The sequence below is a fragment of the Streptomyces sp. NPDC045899 genome, from assembly GCF_056431485.1.
Genome location: NZ_JBWKKP010000006.1, coordinates 176424 through 191596, shown reverse-complemented (window position 1 = coordinate 191596; position 15173 = coordinate 176424). Strand labels below are relative to the sequence as shown.

General features: G+C 69.6%; 14 protein-coding genes and 4 pseudogenes. 8 read left to right on the top strand and 10 right to left on the bottom strand.

Annotation, left to right across the window (positions count from 1 at the left end; all coding sequences use genetic code 11):
• The first annotated feature begins 70 nt into the window (after nt 1-70).
• Nucleotides 71-388, top strand: a complete 318-nt coding sequence (locus tag AC07FT_RS11595) for an Imm51 family immunity protein (protein WP_479175939.1) — start codon at nt 71-73, stop codon at nt 386-388.
• Between the two features lie 128 nt (nt 389-516).
• Here AC07FT_RS11595 and AC07FT_RS11590 read toward each other — a convergent pair whose 3' ends face one another.
• The 5 genes and pseudogenes from AC07FT_RS11590 to AC07FT_RS11570 form a co-directional block, all read right to left on the bottom strand.
• Complete coding sequence (locus AC07FT_RS11590) at nt 517-1056, bottom strand: hypothetical protein (RefSeq protein WP_479175938.1); 540 nt, start codon at nt 1054-1056, stop codon at nt 517-519.
• A gap of 246 nt (nt 1057-1302) precedes the next feature.
• Complete coding sequence (locus tag AC07FT_RS11585; protein WP_479175936.1) at nt 1303-1734, bottom strand: nitroreductase family protein; 432 nt, start codon at nt 1732-1734, stop codon at nt 1303-1305.
• Between the two features lie 98 nt (nt 1735-1832).
• On the bottom strand, nt 1833-2057 hold the full coding sequence (locus AC07FT_RS11580) for a hypothetical protein (protein WP_479175934.1): 225 nt from the start codon (nt 2055-2057) through the stop codon (nt 1833-1835).
• Between the two features lie 81 nt (nt 2058-2138).
• Nucleotides 2139-2429 (bottom strand): annotated as a pseudogene (locus AC07FT_RS11575) (LysR substrate-binding domain-containing protein); the annotation flags it as partial.
• Between the two features lie 394 nt (nt 2430-2823).
• Nucleotides 2824-3429 carry a TetR/AcrR family transcriptional regulator gene (locus AC07FT_RS11570; RefSeq protein ID WP_479175933.1) on the bottom strand — a complete coding sequence of 202 codons (606 nt, stop codon included), beginning with the start codon at nt 3427-3429 and terminating at the stop codon, nt 2824-2826.
• Nucleotides 3430-3498: 69 nt separating this feature from the next.
• Between AC07FT_RS11570 and AC07FT_RS11565 the strand changes: the two genes are divergently transcribed.
• Together AC07FT_RS11565 and AC07FT_RS11560 are read left to right on the top strand one after the other, a co-directional pair.
• Nucleotides 3499-4392, top strand: coding sequence for an NADP-dependent oxidoreductase (locus AC07FT_RS11565; protein ID WP_479175932.1), 894 nt, complete (start codon nt 3499-3501; stop codon nt 4390-4392).
• Between the two features lie 460 nt (nt 4393-4852).
• Entirely contained in the window at nt 4853-5566 is a 714-nt protein-coding gene (locus tag AC07FT_RS11560) for a hypothetical protein (protein ID WP_479175930.1), read from the top strand.
• Between the two features lie 272 nt (nt 5567-5838).
• Here AC07FT_RS11560 and AC07FT_RS11555 read toward each other — a convergent pair whose 3' ends face one another.
• The gene (locus AC07FT_RS11555) at nt 5839-8076 is read right to left on the bottom strand and encodes an ATP-binding cassette domain-containing protein (protein WP_479175928.1); all 2238 of its coding nucleotides are present in this window, start codon (nt 8074-8076) and stop codon (nt 5839-5841) included.
• A gap of 62 nt (nt 8077-8138) precedes the next feature.
• Between AC07FT_RS11555 and AC07FT_RS11550 the strand changes: the two genes are divergently transcribed.
• The 4 genes and pseudogenes from AC07FT_RS11550 to AC07FT_RS11535 all read left to right on the top strand — a co-directional run bounded on the left by AC07FT_RS11550 (nt 8139) and on the right by AC07FT_RS11535 (nt 10553).
• A complete protein-coding gene (locus tag AC07FT_RS11550; protein ID WP_479175926.1) occupies nt 8139-9125 on the top strand; it encodes a helix-turn-helix transcriptional regulator in 987 nt (328 codons plus the stop codon).
• A gap of 65 nt (nt 9126-9190) precedes the next feature.
• Nucleotides 9191-9423: pseudogene (locus AC07FT_RS11545) on the top strand (hypothetical protein); the annotation flags it as partial.
• Nucleotides 9424-9639: 216 nt separating this feature from the next.
• The gene (locus AC07FT_RS11540) at nt 9640-9813 is read left to right on the top strand and encodes a hypothetical protein (protein ID WP_479175924.1); all 174 of its coding nucleotides are present in this window, start codon (nt 9640-9642) and stop codon (nt 9811-9813) included.
• A gap of 80 nt (nt 9814-9893) precedes the next feature.
• Nucleotides 9894-10553 (top strand): MSMEG_1061 family FMN-dependent PPOX-type flavoprotein, encoded by a 660-nt coding sequence (locus AC07FT_RS11535; protein ID WP_479175923.1) that lies wholly within the window; start codon nt 9894-9896, stop codon nt 10551-10553.
• Nucleotides 10554-10571: 18 nt separating this feature from the next.
• Here the strand turns inward: AC07FT_RS11535 and AC07FT_RS11530 are convergent.
• From AC07FT_RS11530 to AC07FT_RS11520, 3 genes and pseudogenes are all read right to left on the bottom strand, one after another.
• Nucleotides 10572-10819: pseudogene (locus AC07FT_RS11530) on the bottom strand (citrate/2-methylcitrate synthase); the annotation flags it as partial.
• A gap of 18 nt (nt 10820-10837) precedes the next feature.
• Nucleotides 10838-11746 (bottom strand): methylisocitrate lyase, encoded by a 909-nt coding sequence (gene prpB, locus AC07FT_RS11525; RefSeq protein WP_479175921.1) that lies wholly within the window; start codon nt 11744-11746, stop codon nt 10838-10840.
• Nucleotides 11746-13254, bottom strand: coding sequence for an MmgE/PrpD family protein (locus tag AC07FT_RS11520; protein WP_479175920.1), 1509 nt, complete (start codon nt 13252-13254; stop codon nt 11746-11748). Before AC07FT_RS11520 ends, prpB begins: the two co-directional genes overlap by 1 nt.
• A 127-nt stretch (nt 13255-13381) precedes the next feature.
• Here AC07FT_RS11520 and AC07FT_RS11515 point away from each other — a divergent pair.
• Nucleotides 13382-14105 (top strand): annotated as a pseudogene (locus AC07FT_RS11515) (helix-turn-helix domain-containing protein); the annotation flags it as partial.
• A gap of 279 nt (nt 14106-14384) precedes the next feature.
• On the opposite strand, the gene AC07FT_RS11510 reads toward AC07FT_RS11515, so the two are convergent.
• Nucleotides 14385-15125, bottom strand: coding sequence for a dienelactone hydrolase family protein (locus AC07FT_RS11510; RefSeq protein ID WP_479175918.1), 741 nt, complete (start codon nt 15123-15125; stop codon nt 14385-14387).
• Nucleotides 15126-15173: the final 48 nt, after the last annotated feature.

Here is a 15173-nt window from a genome sequence, read left to right as displayed (position 1 = left end):
AGGAGGAGCCCACTCCTGCACACAGGCGTCCGGCGGGCAGCCCGTGCACTGTGCATGAGAAGATCGCGCCGTGACCATCAAGCTGCATGACTTCGACGGCGAGCACTCGCTGACGTTGAATGCCGGTGGCCTGGCCGCCGATGCCGCGATAGCTGCCACCGGACACGAGCCGAACGGCTACTTCTGGGAAAGTCTCGTGCGGTTTGCCTGGTCGGACATTGCCGAGCGCCTCGATTTCGACAGCGAGGCCGACATGTTCTGCGCGGTCGGGAGTCCGAGTGACCTCGCGCGACTCAAGGCGGCCGTTGAATCCGTCATCACGAGTCCCGAGGCGGTCCGCGACATCATCACCCGTGCGGAGACTTCGAACTTCGGGTTCGACGACTAGGGCTCGTCCGGCGGATCATGGCCGAGGCAGGGCCGGACCGAGGTGAGGGCCGGCCAGTGCCCTCATCGTGTCGACCGCCCCCGGCAGGCAGTCCGCGAGGTCGTGAACAGAGCGAACGCTGCCTGACGCTAGGAACGGTCGACGGCATCCAGGGCGTGTTCCTTGAGGAAAACGCCCGCGTGGGCTGCTGCTTCTTCCGCCGTCGCGTAGCACGTCCCATCGGTGACCGCGGCGGATGCTCCATCGGCGCCCACTCCTGTCCAACTCCAGTCGCCGGAAGACGTCTGCACCAGTTCGGCGGTCCCCCCGAAGAGCGCGAGCGCACTCCTGCCCGCTGTCGCGGGCGCTGAGCGGCTGACGGCGTCGGGCCATTTCTTACGGGCGCCCTGCCGTGTGATGCCCCAGACCGCCCCCATCTGCTCGTAACTGGCGCCGTAGGAGCCAGCGGTTGCTGCCGCGTGCGCGGTCAACCGCCTGACCTCGGCATCCATCACCTTCCACGTGGCCAGGACGGACAGTGCCACTTCGATGGGATCCGCATCCCACATACGGTCCGCGGGCAGCCCGGTCTGCCGAGAGCGAATCGCCGAGGCCAGCGGATTCAAGGCGTCGTACAGCGCCTTGTCGAGCTCTGCCTGCTCTTCCGGGGTGATCTCACACATCGCCATGCGACAACTATAGTTTCCGAACTAGTAGATGGAAACTAAAGTTTACGCACTGTCTGGCTCGCAGCCCGTCGCATCAGCGAGACAGGCTCTCCAGCACCGCGCCAGGCGTCGTTCACCCCGGGGACGACTCGACGGAGGCGCTTGTCGGCGGGTGCTTATTCCGCCAGATGATGTAGCGGCGGATCATGCCGCCCTTGCGGTGGGCGGGGTCGGCACCACTGAGGGCGAACGCCGCTTGATGCGGCACTAGTCGTGGAAGGCCACAGTCGACTCGACCGGAGCCCGCTCGGTCCTCACTCGATTCACCGGCGCGGCCTCGTCGGCGTAACCGAAGGAGATACTGACGAGCAGCTTTCCGCCGGTGACAGCGAGTTCGGTGCGGACGGTGTCGGCATAGAAGCTCAACAGCCCCTGCGGGCAGCTGTCCACACCGTAGGCGGCCATCGCCAGGAGCAGTGTCTGCATGTAGGCGCCGACATCCGCGGCCAGCCGCGCCTGTCCGTCACCGTGGACGAAGAGGAACGCCGCGTGCGGCGCGCCGTAGAAGCGCAGGCTCTCCGAGTCGTAGGCCGCACGTGCCGTGTGATCGTCAGGGCCGATGCCCAGCGCCCCGTACAGTTCGGCGCCGAACGCCGACCGGAGCTGGGCTGCCGGGACCCTCTTTCCGTTGCCGAACAACTGGCCACCCTCGCGGACGGGGCGGCCAGCCGCGCCATGGTGCTGGACGAACCGGATTACGGCCGACACGCACGGGCGGCGGCGGAGGTTCTCCTCGATCACGCTCTGCCGAATACGGGCTGACCACCGGATACGGACCGTTCCATGCGGTGGGAACAACCGGCATGCCCCCGGAATCTGACGTTCTGTTCGGTGCGCAGGACCGTGGCGGTTCGGGACCTGGCAGCCCGGCCGGCGGGCAGCAGCGCAGCCAGCGTGGCGATGAGCAGATCGCCGAGTGCGAGCAGCTCGGTCCCGTGATTGACGGCGACGGACACGCTCACGGATGCGGACAGTGTCCAGGCCGTCATCGTCGCCTGCAGGGCTGGGGGAGCCACGTCCGCTCGGTCAGCCCCCTTGGGGACTCAGTGCGCTGTCGCCTCGCGGCACGCCCGGGCGTAGCCGTCCACCAGGGGCCGGCGGTCGTCCGCTCTCCAGGCGAGGGCGAGTTGACTGTGTGAGACGCCGCGGACGGGACGGGTCACCACACCCCCAGGGTGACCAGGAGGGCGTTGCCGGTAGCCAGCGGACAGACACCGCGTCCGCCCAGAAGGGCCTCGTACGTTTCGTCGGTGGTGGCGATCTCAGCGCCGATGCGGGGGCGGCCGCCCATCGCGGGCGTCGAGGGCAAGCCAGTAGCTACGCAGCTCCGCTGCGCCTCCCCCTTGGCGACGACGCCGCCGAGCGATCCTCGGCCACCTCGACGTTGTGCGCGCGGAGATCGCCGCCTCGGATGAGCTCGCCCGCGACACCCGCATGGCCGACTGAACTCCCCTGTTCCGCCGAACTCGGGTGAGCCGCCATCGTCGTCGCCCACGAGACGGCCTTCCGGCAGCTCTTCGATCGCACGGCCCGCGCCCTCCCGGGGCGGCGACGCACCCTCAGAGGATGGCAACACCATGGTTGTCGAGTCCGCGTGACGGCGCACTCGAACCGGCCCGCACGCGGATCAGCCAGGTGTGAGCCGTGCGGCAGTACGCCGACGTGACGCCGCAGGCCCTGGCGATGGCGTCCCGGATGGGTGAGCGTCGGGCGGGGTGGAGCCCTGAACTAGTGCCCGGCCGGGCCGGCGGAGTCGTTGGAGGGGCAGGTGACGGCCCAGGCTGCTTCGATCATCCGGAAGATCTCGTCCAACGCGGCGTCCGGACTGGGCGCCTCGCGGGCCAGTGAGTAGGCGTCGATCACGAACCTCGCGATCGTCCGGCTCGCCGTGGTGCTCTGTGACAGGTCGGGATCGGCGGCGATGGCCATCGCCAGCGACTCCGCGTGGCGCAGCCTCATCGACTCCTCGTACTCCCGCAGGGCGGGAGATTCGTCGATCATGCGCCAGATCGGGGTGGCGCTGTCCGCCGTGCAATGTCGGACCAGGGCCTGGATCTCACGGCGTAGCGCGGGGATGAGGGGCTCATCCTGCACCCGGTCGGTGACCGCCCGGGTGAGGCGTCGCTCGAAGTCGTCGTCCTGCTCGAACACCAGGGCCTCTTTCGAGGCGAAGTGGGAGAAGAGCGTGGTGACGGCCACATCGGCCTCAGCGGCCACGTCACGGATACCCACTGCGTCGTACCCGTGTTCCAGGAAGAGCCGGAGGGCGGTGTCGGCGATCTTCTGGCGGGTCGCGGCCTTCTTGCGCTCACGGCGTCCGGGCGGCACGGTCATGCCCTGACACTATCAGATACGAAACTGCATCAGCTCCAAAATGCTAACCGTTAGTGCTACGGTCACCGCATGAAGAAAGTGAGCTTCGCCGAGTTCGGCGGTCCGGACGTTCTGCACCTCGTGGACGCCGAGGAGCCCCACACGGGCCCCGGCCACATACGTATCGCCGTGCGGGCGGCGGGCGTGAACCCCGTCGACTGGAGGATCCGCGAAGGCCAGAAGCTGGGAGCCCATCCCATCGAATTGCCCTCCGGAATCGGGCTGGACGCCGCCGGGGTGGTGGACGAAGTCGGCGAGGGCGTCGAGGGAGTCGAGGTCGGCGACCATGTGTTCGGCGAAGGTTCCAGCACCTATGCCGAGTTCGCCGTGCTGTCGGCCTGGGCGCGTATGCCCGAGGGTGTGACGTTCGAAAGCGCGGCCGGATACCCGTCGGTGGTGGAGACCGCACTGCGCATCATCCGCGAGGTCGGTGTGCAATCCGGGCAGACGCTGCTGGTCAGCGGGGCGTCCGGAGGAGTCGGTTCAGCGGTGCTGCAGATCGCCCGCGACCGCGGGATCACAGTGATCGGCACGGCTGGGGCCGCGAACCAGCACTATCTGCGCGGCCTGGGCGCCCTCGCCACGACGTACGGCGAGGGCTGGGTCGAGCGAGTGCGGCAGCTCGGCGATGTCGACGCGGCCCTGGACCTGGCCGGCTCGGGCGTGATCCGCGAACTCGTCGAACTGACCGGGAGTCCGCAGAAGGTCATCTCCATCGCCGATCTCGGTGCACCGGAGCTCGGTGTCCGATTCTCCGGCGTGGCCGGGAGCGTGCCGGAAGCGCTCGCCGTCGCCTGCGACCTCATCTCGCGGGGAAAGCTCCATATCCCCGTCGAGAAGTCGTACACGCTCGCCGAGGCCGCCACAGCGCACATCGACAGCCAAGCGGGCCACACACGCGGACGCCGGGTCATCGTCGTCTGAAGATTGTTCAGGTGGCGGAGCAGGTTGCCGGACAATCAGGCGGGCGCTGGAATCGGTGGAGTGGGGCCCAGCTGGACATCGCGGATCCGACCGCACACGGGTGCCTGGGCTCCGACGCCCGGGATCTGCCCGCCGCACCGATTCCGCCGGCCGAAGGGCGATGACATGCACCCTGCCCGCCGATTGACAGCCGCCACGCTGGTGACGACCGCGCTCGCCATGGCCACCAGCGGGGTGGCCACAGGACCTGCCGCGGCCGCCACCGGCACCGTCTACTTCCGCTACGACGACCGGGAGGCCCCGCCCACCATCTCCTCCGGAGCACAGGGCGAGACGGTCAAAGAAGCCGAGTGCCTGCTCCGGTTCAAGGGTCGGCTGACGGGCCTTCGGACGGAGCGTCCTCGGGCGCTCAGCGGAAAACCGTTCGACGGGCCGGATCGGAATCGTCATGATCCGCACCGTGACGACTCCGCAGCGGATCCTGGTCCGGGCAGCAGCCCGCAACAACGCCGACTGGTGCGCGGCAATGAACCGATCGCACGGCAGGGTGGGCGAGTTCGGGGCACAGGCGTGGACCGCTCCGTCTCGCACCCCGCTCTACTACCCCGATGCGGTGACCCTGGTGCGAGACGCCGACCCGGCGGCGCTCGCGGCCCGGATCGACACCGCCACACCAGGCGCTTCCATCAAGGACAGCTTCGCCGACCTCGACCTGACGGAGTTCGGCTTCCAGCTGCTGTTCGAGGCACAGTGGGTCCACCGCCCACCAGGTGCACCCGCCCCCGCGTCAGATCTCGTCTGGGACGTGACGGACACCCCGGACGCCCTGCGGCGCTGGGCACTCGCCTGGGACGATGGGCACGGCAACGCGGGCCTCTTCCGACCCGAACTGCTCGACGACCCCGCCACCTTCGTGCTCGCCGGGCAGACCGGCGACGGCCGAACCGTCGCCGGAGCGGTGGCGAGCCGCAGCGACCATGTGGTCGGAATCTCCAATGTCTTCGCACTGGACGGCGGCCCTGACGCGGCCTGGCCAGGCGTACTGAATACGGTGAACCGGCTGTTCCCCACCCTGTCGGTGGTCGGCTACGAGCAGGGCGACGACCTGGCGGCAGCCGTCCGCCATGGCTTCGGGCCGGTCGGTCCGCTGCGGATATGGCTGCACGGCCAGTAGCCGGACCGGCTCCCCGCCCGTCGAGCCCCCTTTCGCAACCGCCCATGGAATGTGTAACCGCCGACACCACCTTCCTCTCCCGAAACTGCCGTCTTCGACGAGTGACTGTGTAGCGGCGGGCACCGGAGACCGGCGCCGCGGGCCCAGTTCAACACGCTCGCGCTTGTTCAGACACCCGCTGTCCGGTCGTGGTCAACTCTTCTCAGGGCCGATCGCGCGGCACGAGGTGGTCCGGTCCAGATGACGACAGCACCGATCCGCCCCGTTCTCTCTCATCGATGGCTCAAGGCGCGGCAGGTGGGCGTCGTGCGGTCCGCGTAGTCGGCCACATGGCCTTCGAAGAGGATGGTTCCACCGTGCCGCCCAGGCCCGGGGCCGAGGTCGATCAGCCAGTCGGCCTGCCGGATGATGTCGAGGTTGTGCTCGATGACAACGACCGTGTGGCCCTGCTCGACGAGGCTGTCGAGCACGTGCAGGAGCGTGTCGATGTCGTTCATATGCAGCCCCGTCGTGGGCTCGTCGAGCACATAGGTGGTGGGTTGCCGTGTTGTGCGCAGCTCCTTGGCGATCTTGACTCGTTGGCACTCCCCTCCTGACAGCGTGTTCAGGGACTGCTCGAGACGCAGGTAGCCCAGCCCGACGGCGGCGAGCTGCCGCAAGGCGTCGGAGATGCTCTTGTCCGGCAGTCGGGCGATGGCCTGGTCGATGGTGAGGTCTCCGACGTCGGCGATCGACAGTCCGTTCACGGTGTGGGCGAGGACTTCCGGGGTGAATCGGCGGCCTCGGCAGGATTCGCACGTGACTTCCTGGCCGTCCATGAAGGCGAGGTCGGTGTGGATGGCGCCGAGGCCCCTGCAGTCGGGGCAGGCGCCTTCGGAATTGGCGCTGAACAGGCCTGCGGGGACGCCATTGTGGCGGGCGAACAGTTTCCGGATCGCCGGTGCGATGCCGGTGTAGGTGACCGGAGTGGAGCGGCGGTTGGTACTGACCGGCTTCTGGTCGACCACGACTGCGCGGTGCTGGGCCACCAACTCCCCGGCGAGACTGGATTTACCGGAGCCGGCCACGCCGGTGAGGACGGTCATCACGCCCGCGGGGAACCGCACGGTGAGGTGGCGCAGGTTGTTGCGGTCGGCTCCCTCCACGGTGAGGTGTCCCGTGGCGGGACGCGGGGCGGATTTCAGTGGTCGCCGCCTGCCCAGGGCGCGGCCGGTCGGGGTGTCGGTGCCCTGGAGCCGGGTGAACGTTCCCTGGAACACGAGTTGCCCGCCCGCGGCGCCTGCCCCGGGTCCGATCTCGATGACCTGGTCCGCGTGGGCCATGACGGCGGGGTCGTGCTCGACGACGAGGACGTTGTTGCCATTGTCGCGTAGCCGCTCCAGAAGTGTGATCGTGGATGCCACGTCGGCCGGGTGCAGCCCCACGGTGGGTTCGTCGACGACATAGGTCATCTCGGTGAGACTGGATCCGAGGTGCTTGACCGTCTTGATCCTTTGCGACTCTCCACCGGAAAGGGTCGTGGTGCCCCGGGAGAGCGTGAGGTAGCCGAGGCCGATCGTGACCATCGCCTCCAGCCGGGCTGTCAGCGCGGCGACGACGGGGCCGACGTGGGCAGATTCGATCGCGCGGATGAGACCGACCAGCTCGGTGACCTCCAGACGCGACATCTCACCGATCGTGTGGTCGAGCACGGTGGCCTCACGGGCCGCCTTGCGGAGTCGGTCGCCGGCGCACTCCGGACAGGTCTGCGCGCGGGTGAACCGGCGGATGGCCTCCTGCTTGCGCTCGGAGAGGTTGTCGGAGGTGTGCAGGTGGATCCGCTCGAACCGTTCGACGACCCCCTCGTACCCTTCGGGTGTCTTGCGGCCCAGTCGCGCCGCGGCCTCACCGCCGTACAACAGCGCCTCGCGTTCGGCCGGGCTCCACTGCCGCAGCGGGGTGTTGACGTCGAAGGTACCGATGTCCGCGTACTGGGAGTACCAGTAGCCGCCGTTGCCGAACCCGGGCAGCCGGATCCCGCCGTCGGCCAGAGACTTGTCCAGGTCGAGGAATCGCTCGACGGCGCTGACCACGGTCTCCCCGAGACCTGAGCAGGTCGGGCACATGCCGGCGGGCTCGTTGAAGGAGAAGTGGTTCGACTCCCCCACGTGCGGCTGACTGAGCCGGGAGAACAGCAGCCGGAGGTAGGTCCAGGTGTCCGTGGCCGTACCGACGGTCGAGCGGGCGTTGCCGCCGATCCGGCGCTGGTCGATGACGATCACCGGAGTCAGCCCCCGGATGTGCTCGACGTCGGGACGGGCCCACTTCGGCAACCGGTTCCTGGCAAACGGCGGAAAGGTCTCATTGAGCTGGTACCCGGCCTCGGCGGCGATCGTGTCGAACACCAGCGACGACTTTCCCGAACCGGACACGCCGACGAAGACGACCAACCGGTTGCGCGGGACATCGAGGTCCATATCGACCAGGTTGTTGGTGCGAGCCCGGCGAAGGGTGATGTTTCGCTCTGACATGACCGCGAGGCTATGAGCAGATGTGGCCATATCCTGACCGCAATAGCGGGGAGGATCGTGGCATGGCAGATGTCACCGAACGCATGCTGGCCCTGCTGTCGACGCTGCAGACGGGCCGGGCGTTCAGCGGAGAGGAGCTGAGCCGACGCCTGGGCATCAGTCCGCGGACCCTGCGCCGGGACGTCGACCGGCTACGGAGCTACGGCTACCCCGTTGAGACGCAGCCAGGGCCCGGCGGCTACTACCGCCTCGCCGCCGGCCGGGCCATGCCGCCGCTCGTCCTGGACGACGACGAAGCGGTGGCCACCCTGCTCGCTCTCGCCTCTCTCGCGGCCACCGGATCCCTCACGGACACCGCGCCGTCCGCCGACGGGGGGATCGGCGATGCCGCAACCCGGGCCTACGGCAAACTGGACCAGTTCCTGCCCGCCCGGCTGCGCCCGCGCGTGACGTCGATCCGGGCCAGCCTGGAGACCAGCCCCCAGTCGGCGCCGAGCGTCGCCGCGCCCGACCTGGGCACCATCGCCGAGGCGATCGCCCACCAGGAGACGCTGACCTTCACCTACACCGACGCCCGCGGAGAGCGGACGGACCGGCGGGTGGCACCGTACCGACAGGTACACCACCTCCTGCGCTGGTACCTGCTGGCCTGGGACATCGAACGACAGGACTGGCGTGTGTTCCGCCTCGACCGTCTCACCGGCCTGCTCCGCACCGGCGACCACCACGACGCACGGACACTCCCCGCATCCTCGGCCTCCGCGTATCTGCGGCAGAACCTCAACAGGAACCGGCAGACCGTCGACCTCCTGATCAAGGCCCCGGCCACGGACGTCATCGACGCCCTGAAGTTCCAGGACGCCGAGATCCACTCCGTGGACGAACGGCACACCAAGGTCAGCCTCGCGATGGACTCCTGGCAGTGGCTGATCCTCCATCTCGCCTTCCTGGACGCGGACTTCGACATCGCCCCGGGAACGCCCTTCGGGGAGTCCTGCCGCATCTTCGGTGAACGGCTCCTGGCCGCGACATCGGACACCACGCGCTGACACTCCCGAGCGGAGGGGAGCGCCGAGAGCCGGCCGACGGCGGTCACGGAAGAACCCCGCCGGGGGACGCATGGGAGAACGCCAGCAACATCGGTGCCGTGCCCCCGGACCTCCACGTCGATGCCTCCCAGTACGAGGCTGAACTCGCGCGGGCCCCGGCGGACTGCGGCTGGGAAGAGCCGGTGGACACCCTTGCCCGGCTGCTCGAGCAGACCCTCGCGGACAGCGGCTGCTCCGAGCAGTGGGGTTGCCCGTCCTCACGAGTGTCACACCACGACGTGAGGAACGCGGCGTCCCCGCTCGCGACCCACATGCTGGCGCAGGACCCCGGAAGACCGCTGAGATTCAGAAACGCCCTGGCGTTCAGGCCATCGGCAGAGGCACCGGACTCATCACCCGAACGGCCTACATCCTCTGGTGACGGTCATGCGGGGTTCCCCCATTCAGCCCAGACTGGTGATGGGTTCTCTTATGCCGCGCCGTACTCGTGATCACCATCTGATCGGGAGGCATCGTGGTCGTGATTGCTCTGCTCGTCCCCGTCATGTTCCTTCTGGCGGTGTTCGCGCTCGACCTCTTCGAACACCTCCTCTTCCCCACTCCACCACCGCCCCCTTCCGACAGGCCCACAGAGCCCTTCGGAGGACCGCCCGAGACCGGGCGTGACGAGGCCCTGGGGAAGGGCTGACCCTCCCCGCATGGGTGTCGCCGGGTACCCGCACTCACCGACCGGGCTCAATCGCAGGGCGGCCCCATAAGGTCGGAGACATGACGACACCCCTCGCCAGCAGTGCCTTCGACTCGCTCCGCCTCGACGCCGTGCCCGACCAGGAGGCACTGCGTCAGGTCTACGAACTCCCCAAGGCCGCGGCATTGCGCAAGCAGATGACCGAACTCACCGATCAGTCGCGCAAATTGATCGGCTGCTCATCGCTGGTCCTGGTCGCCAGCGTGGACACCGAGGGCAACTGTGACGTCTCTCCGCGCGGCGGGCCCGCCGGGTTCGTCGCCGTCCTGGACACACGGACGGTGGCGATACCCGACGCGACCGGCAACAAACGCCTGGACACCCTGCAGAATGTCATTGCCACCGGACGGGCCGGGCTGCTGTTCGTCATCCCGGGGCGCACCACGACACTCAGGATGAACGGCCGGGCCTGTGTCTCCACCCGCCCGGAGCTCCTGTCGCAGCTGACCGCCGTGGGCAAGCCCCCGGCCAGTGCGCTGGTGCTGGGGATCGAGGAGGTCTACCCGCACTGTCCCAAGTCGCTGCTGCGCAGCGGGGCCTGGAAGCCGGAGGAGTGGCTGCCGGCGGACGCGCAGCCGACCTCGGCCGAGGTGACGCTGGCCCAGCTGCGGATGCCGGAGCTGACGATCGCTGACATCGAGCAGGCGGAAGTGGATTCACTGAAGTACCGGTACGAGTAACGGGCCGGCCGGCGCTTGCGAAACCACCATGCGCAGCACGTCCATCGGGTGGCAGGTCTCGGGGAGCCGGGCCAGCAGCTCGCAGGTGGTGCGGTCCAGGGGGCGCAGCGCACGCTCACGGGCCTGGAAGTCCCTCAGCTGCGCGGGGTCGGGCAGCTCGCCGTACCACAGGAGGTGGGCGACCTCGTCGAAGGAGCGTCGGGCCCTGTGGTGTCGACGACGACACCGGCGAGGCCGCGGTGGATCTCGGGCGCTGTGGTGGACATGGTGTCTGCCTCCGAGGGTCAGGCGCCGGGCGGGAGGGTGAAGTCGGAGACGGCCGAGTCGAAGGCCGAGTACTCCTGATAGCCGAGGAGTTCGTAGAGCCGGGAGCGGGTCTGCATCCGGGGCAGCAGGGACTCCTGGGTTCCCTCGGCGGCGAGGGTGCGCAGGCCCTCCTCCACGGCGCCCATGGCGATGCGCAGCAGGGTCACCGGGTAGAGGGCGATGTTGTACCCCAGGCTTTCCAGCGTCCCGGTGTCCAGTAGGGGGGTCTTGCCGAACTCGGTGAGGTTCGCCAGCAGCGGTACGTCCACCGCCTCGCGGAAGGCCTCGTATTCGGAGACGTCGGCGAGGGCTTCGGGGAAGATCGCGTCGGCTCCCGCGTCCACATACGCCTTCGCACGGTCGATCGCCGCGTCCAGGCCCTCCACCGAACGGGCGTCGGTGCGGGCCATGAGCAGGAAGTCCGGGTCGCGTCGGGCGTCCACGGCGCCCTTGATCCGGCGGGCCATCTCCGCGCGGGACGTGACGCTCTTGCCGTCGAGATGACCACAGCGTTTGGGGTTGACCTGGTCCTCGAGGTGGAGACCGGCGAGGCCCGCGTCCTCCAGGAGCTGGACGGTGCGGGCGGCGTTCAGCGGCTCGCCGAATCCGGTGTCCGCGTCGATCAGGACGGGCAGGTCGGTGACCCGGGTGGTCTGCTGGGCGCGGGCGGCGATCTCCACTGAGGTGGTCAGGCCGATATCGGGCAGACCGAGGTCGGCGGCGAGGACGGCACCGGAGAGGTAGGCGGCGTCGAAGCCGGTGTCCTGGATCAGCCGGGCGGAGAGCGGGTTGATCGCACCGGGGATGCGCAGCAGTCGGCCGGAGGCGAGCTGTTCGCGGAAGGCCCGACGACGCTCGGCGGGGGTGGTGCGGGTGTGCAGCAACATCAGAACAGGCCCTTCGGAAGGCGCGCGTCGTACGCGGCGACGGCGTCGGTGTCCACGGCCGGGAAGAGTCCGTCCAGGTCCGTGGCGGTGAGCTCGGCCAGGCGCTCGGCCGTGTCCAGGAAGCGGTCCTGGTCGGCCGGGGCGACGATGTCCTCGGCGAGGGCGCGGAACTTGCGCGCGTAGGCGGGACGGTCGAAGGGGCGGGCGCCCGCCGGGTGGGCGTCGGCCACTCCCAGCTCGTCCTCGATGACCGATCCGTCCTCCAGAGTGATGACCGCGCGGCCGCCGAACGCCCGGCGGTCCGGGTCGGGGTCGTGGTAGCGGCGGGTCCACTCCGGGTCCTCGACCGTGGTGATCTTCCGCCACAACCCGACGGTCTCCGGCTTACGGGCCCGCTCCGGGGCGTAGGAACGCTCGTGATGCCAGGTGCCGTCTTCCAGGGCGACGGCGAAGATGTACGGCACCGAGTGGTCGAGGGTCTCCCGGCTGGCGGTGGGGTCGTACTTCTGCGGATCGTTCGCCCCGGATCCGATCACGTGGTGGGTGTGGTGGCTGGTGTGCAGCACCACCGAGCGCACCCGTTCCAGGGGGCCGGTCTTCTCTCGCAGCCGCCGGGCGAGGTCGATGATCGCCTGTGCCTGGTACTCGGCGGAGTGCTCCTTGGTGTAGGTGTCGAGGATGGCGCGACGGGCCTCACCGGGCTCCGGCAGCGACACGGTGTACGCGGCGTCAGGCCCGTCCAGCATCCAGGCCAGGAACCCGTCCTCCCCCTCGTAGACCGGGGAGGGCGAGCTCTCGCCGCGCATCGCCCGGTCCACGGCCTCGATCGCCGCCTTGCCCGCGAAGGCCGGGGCGTACGCCTTCCAGCTGGAGATCTCGCCCTTGCGGGACTGCCGGGTCGCGGTGGTGGTGTGCACCGCCTGCTGGACCGCCTGGTAGACGGTCTCCGTCGGAAGCCGCAGCAACGCTCCCAGCCCGCAGGCGGTGGCGGCGCCGAGGTGGGCCACGTGGTCGATGCGGTGCTGGTGCAGACAGATGCCCTTGACCAGCGCGACATGGACCTCGTACGCGGCGATGACACCGCGCAGCAGATCGGCGCCATTGCGGCCGGGGTGCTGGGCCACGGCCAGCAGTGGCGGGATGTTGTCCCCGGGGTGGGAGTAGTCGGCCGCCAGATACGTGTCATGGAAGTCGAGCTCACGGACGGCGGTGCCGTTGGCCCAGGCGGCCCACTCCGGTGAGACCCGGGTGCCGGTGCCGAAGACGCGGGCTCCGGGGGTGGCGGCCGGGTGTGCCAGGGCCTGGGCGCGGGCGACGGCGACGGGGCGGCGCAGCAGGGAGGCGACCGCCACCGCGGCGTTGTCGATCACCCGGTTGGCGGCCATGGCGGCGCTGTCGGCGTCCGGTTCCCCGGTTCCGGTGGCCACCGCCGCGAGCTTCCAGGCGAGCTGCTCCTCGCGGGGCAGCCGGTCGGCGCTGGGGTGGACACGGACGTGGTGCTCGATCACGGGACTCCTCGAGGAACGGTCGTGGTGCCGGATGGGGCGTGTGACAGAGCCTGCCCGCTGCCGATCGCCGCGACCACGTCGCCAATTCGCGGAATCCGTACAGCGGAGTGCTGTGAATCCGCGAAACCTCGCCCTGCGCCCGGGCCGGTCGGCCGATCCGCTCACGGCACGGCTCGCCGAGCGCCACGGCGTCAAGGTGGTCCAGGCCGCGCAGGGCCGCTCCGCGGACGCCCGGCGCTTCGACGCCGAGACCGGACTGCTGTTCCTCTCCCCCTGGCTCAGCGACAGCCAGCGCGGCTTCCAGCTCGCCACCCGACTGGCGTTCCTGGAGCACGGTCCGCTGCTCGACCCGCTCGTCGGCGGGGACACCGGGCTGACCCACACGGCCGCCGAAGAGGTCCATTACGACATCGAGGTGCTGTCCAACCCGTTTCGGCGTGGGCTTCTCCCGCCTGGGCGGCACCTGCCCCTTGTGGACGGTCTACGAGGCGTTCTCCGCACCGGGCCGGATCCTCACCCAGGTCGCCGAAATGCCCGACGGGAAAAGGTACTTCTGGATCGCCAGGACGATCACCATGGGCGGCTTCGGCCACCACGCGCCACGCGCCGAGTTCGCCATGGCCCTCGGCTGCGAACTGCGCCACGCCCACCGACTGGTGTACGCCGAGGGCATCGCCCTGGACAACCCTCGCGCCGCCACCCCGATCGGTCTGGGCTGCCGGATCTGCGAACGCCGCGACTGCGCGCAACGGGCCCGGCCTCCGGCCGGTGGACACCTGGCCATCGACCCCGACCGGCGCACCCATGTGCCGTACCCGGTGGAGAGCCGGTCCGGTAGACGGCATCCGTAGCTACCGCCTGACGGAAGGAAGGACGCTTGCAGCCAAGGCCCGCAAGACCAAGGGCGCCCGGCGAGCAGCACGGAACGGGTCGAGTGCCTCCCGGTGTCTGCCCGGCCGAGGGAGGCGCCGGCGATCGAGTACCGCCCCGACCGGGCCATACCGCCGACGGCCGGTACCGCCGCGACCGGGGCGGTTGTGCGTCTGCCGGGGACCGCCATCCAGGAAGGCCGGGCCATCAGCCGCGCGCTGATCAGCACCGCCTACTGGCCTGGCGGCCCCTGCCCGCGGCTAGCGGAGATGCCGGGCGAAGAACTGGGCCGCGGCGTCCCCCGCGAACTGCGGGACGCCGGCATGCCCACCCATGTTCGCGTGCAGCGTCTTCTCCTTGGCCCCGAACGCGTCGAACAGGTCCAGGGCCGTCTGCCTGTCGTTCCCTTCGTCGTCCCACTGCAGCAGGACGTGCAGCGGAATGGTGACCCGGCGCGCCTCCTCGAACATGACGGCGGGCACGAGGCTCCCGGCGAACAGAACGGCGGCCGAGATACGCGGCTCGGCCACGGCGAGCCGGATGCCGATGGACATCACTCCCCCCGAGTACCCGACCGGACCGCCGATCTCGGGCAGCGGCAGGAGGGCGTCGAGGGCAGCCTGCCATTCCGGGACCGACTTCTCGACGAGCGGGAGGACGAGGGCATCGACGATCTCGTCACCGACCGGCTCACCGGCCTCCATGGCCCGGCGCAGATCGGTGCGGGCCTGCTCGACCGCGGCCCAACGAGGCCGGTCACCGCTCCCGGGGAGCTCGATGGTGGCCGCGGCGAAGCCATCCGCCGCGGCGCGCCGGGCCCGCGCCACCAGCCGGGGGTACATCGTGTGCAGCCCGAGCGGAGGGTGGCCGAGCAGGACCAGCGGCGCGGGCGCGGAGGGGGACGCGGATGCGGGCGTCCACAGAATGCCGGGGATCTCGCCGAGGGTGAATGCGCGTTCGCGGACGCCGTCGTCGAGGTGCTGTTCAGAAGTGAAGTGCATGGTCGTGCCTTTCGGGAGTGCGCTTGAAACGGCGCTCCCGGACGACCT

Excerpts from the sequence above, each read along its gene's own strand:
- AC07FT_RS11590 (WP_479175938.1), bottom strand. The coding sequence starts at position 1,056 with ATGGCGATGTGTGAGATCACCCCGGAAGAGCAGGCAGAGCTCGACAAG.
- AC07FT_RS11570 (WP_479175933.1), bottom strand. The coding sequence starts at position 3,429 with ATGACCGTGCCGCCCGGACGCCGTGAGCGCAAGAAGGCCGCGACCCGC.
- AC07FT_RS11565 (WP_479175932.1), top strand. The coding sequence starts at position 3,499 with ATGAAGAAAGTGAGCTTCGCCGAGTTCGGCGGTCCGGACGTTCTGCAC.
- AC07FT_RS11555 (WP_479175928.1), bottom strand. The coding sequence starts at position 8,076 with ATGTCAGAGCGAAACATCACCCTTCGCCGGGCTCGCACCAACAACCTG.
- AC07FT_RS11550 (WP_479175926.1), top strand. The coding sequence starts at position 8,139 with ATGGCAGATGTCACCGAACGCATGCTGGCCCTGCTGTCGACGCTGCAG.
- AC07FT_RS11535 (WP_479175923.1), top strand. The coding sequence starts at position 9,894 with ATGACGACACCCCTCGCCAGCAGTGCCTTCGACTCGCTCCGCCTCGAC.
- prpB (WP_479175921.1), bottom strand. The coding sequence starts at position 11,746 with ATGTTGCTGCACACCCGCACCACCCCCGCCGAGCGTCGTCGGGCCTTC.
- AC07FT_RS11510 (WP_479175918.1), bottom strand. The coding sequence starts at position 15,125 with ATGCACTTCACTTCTGAACAGCACCTCGACGACGGCGTCCGCGAACGC.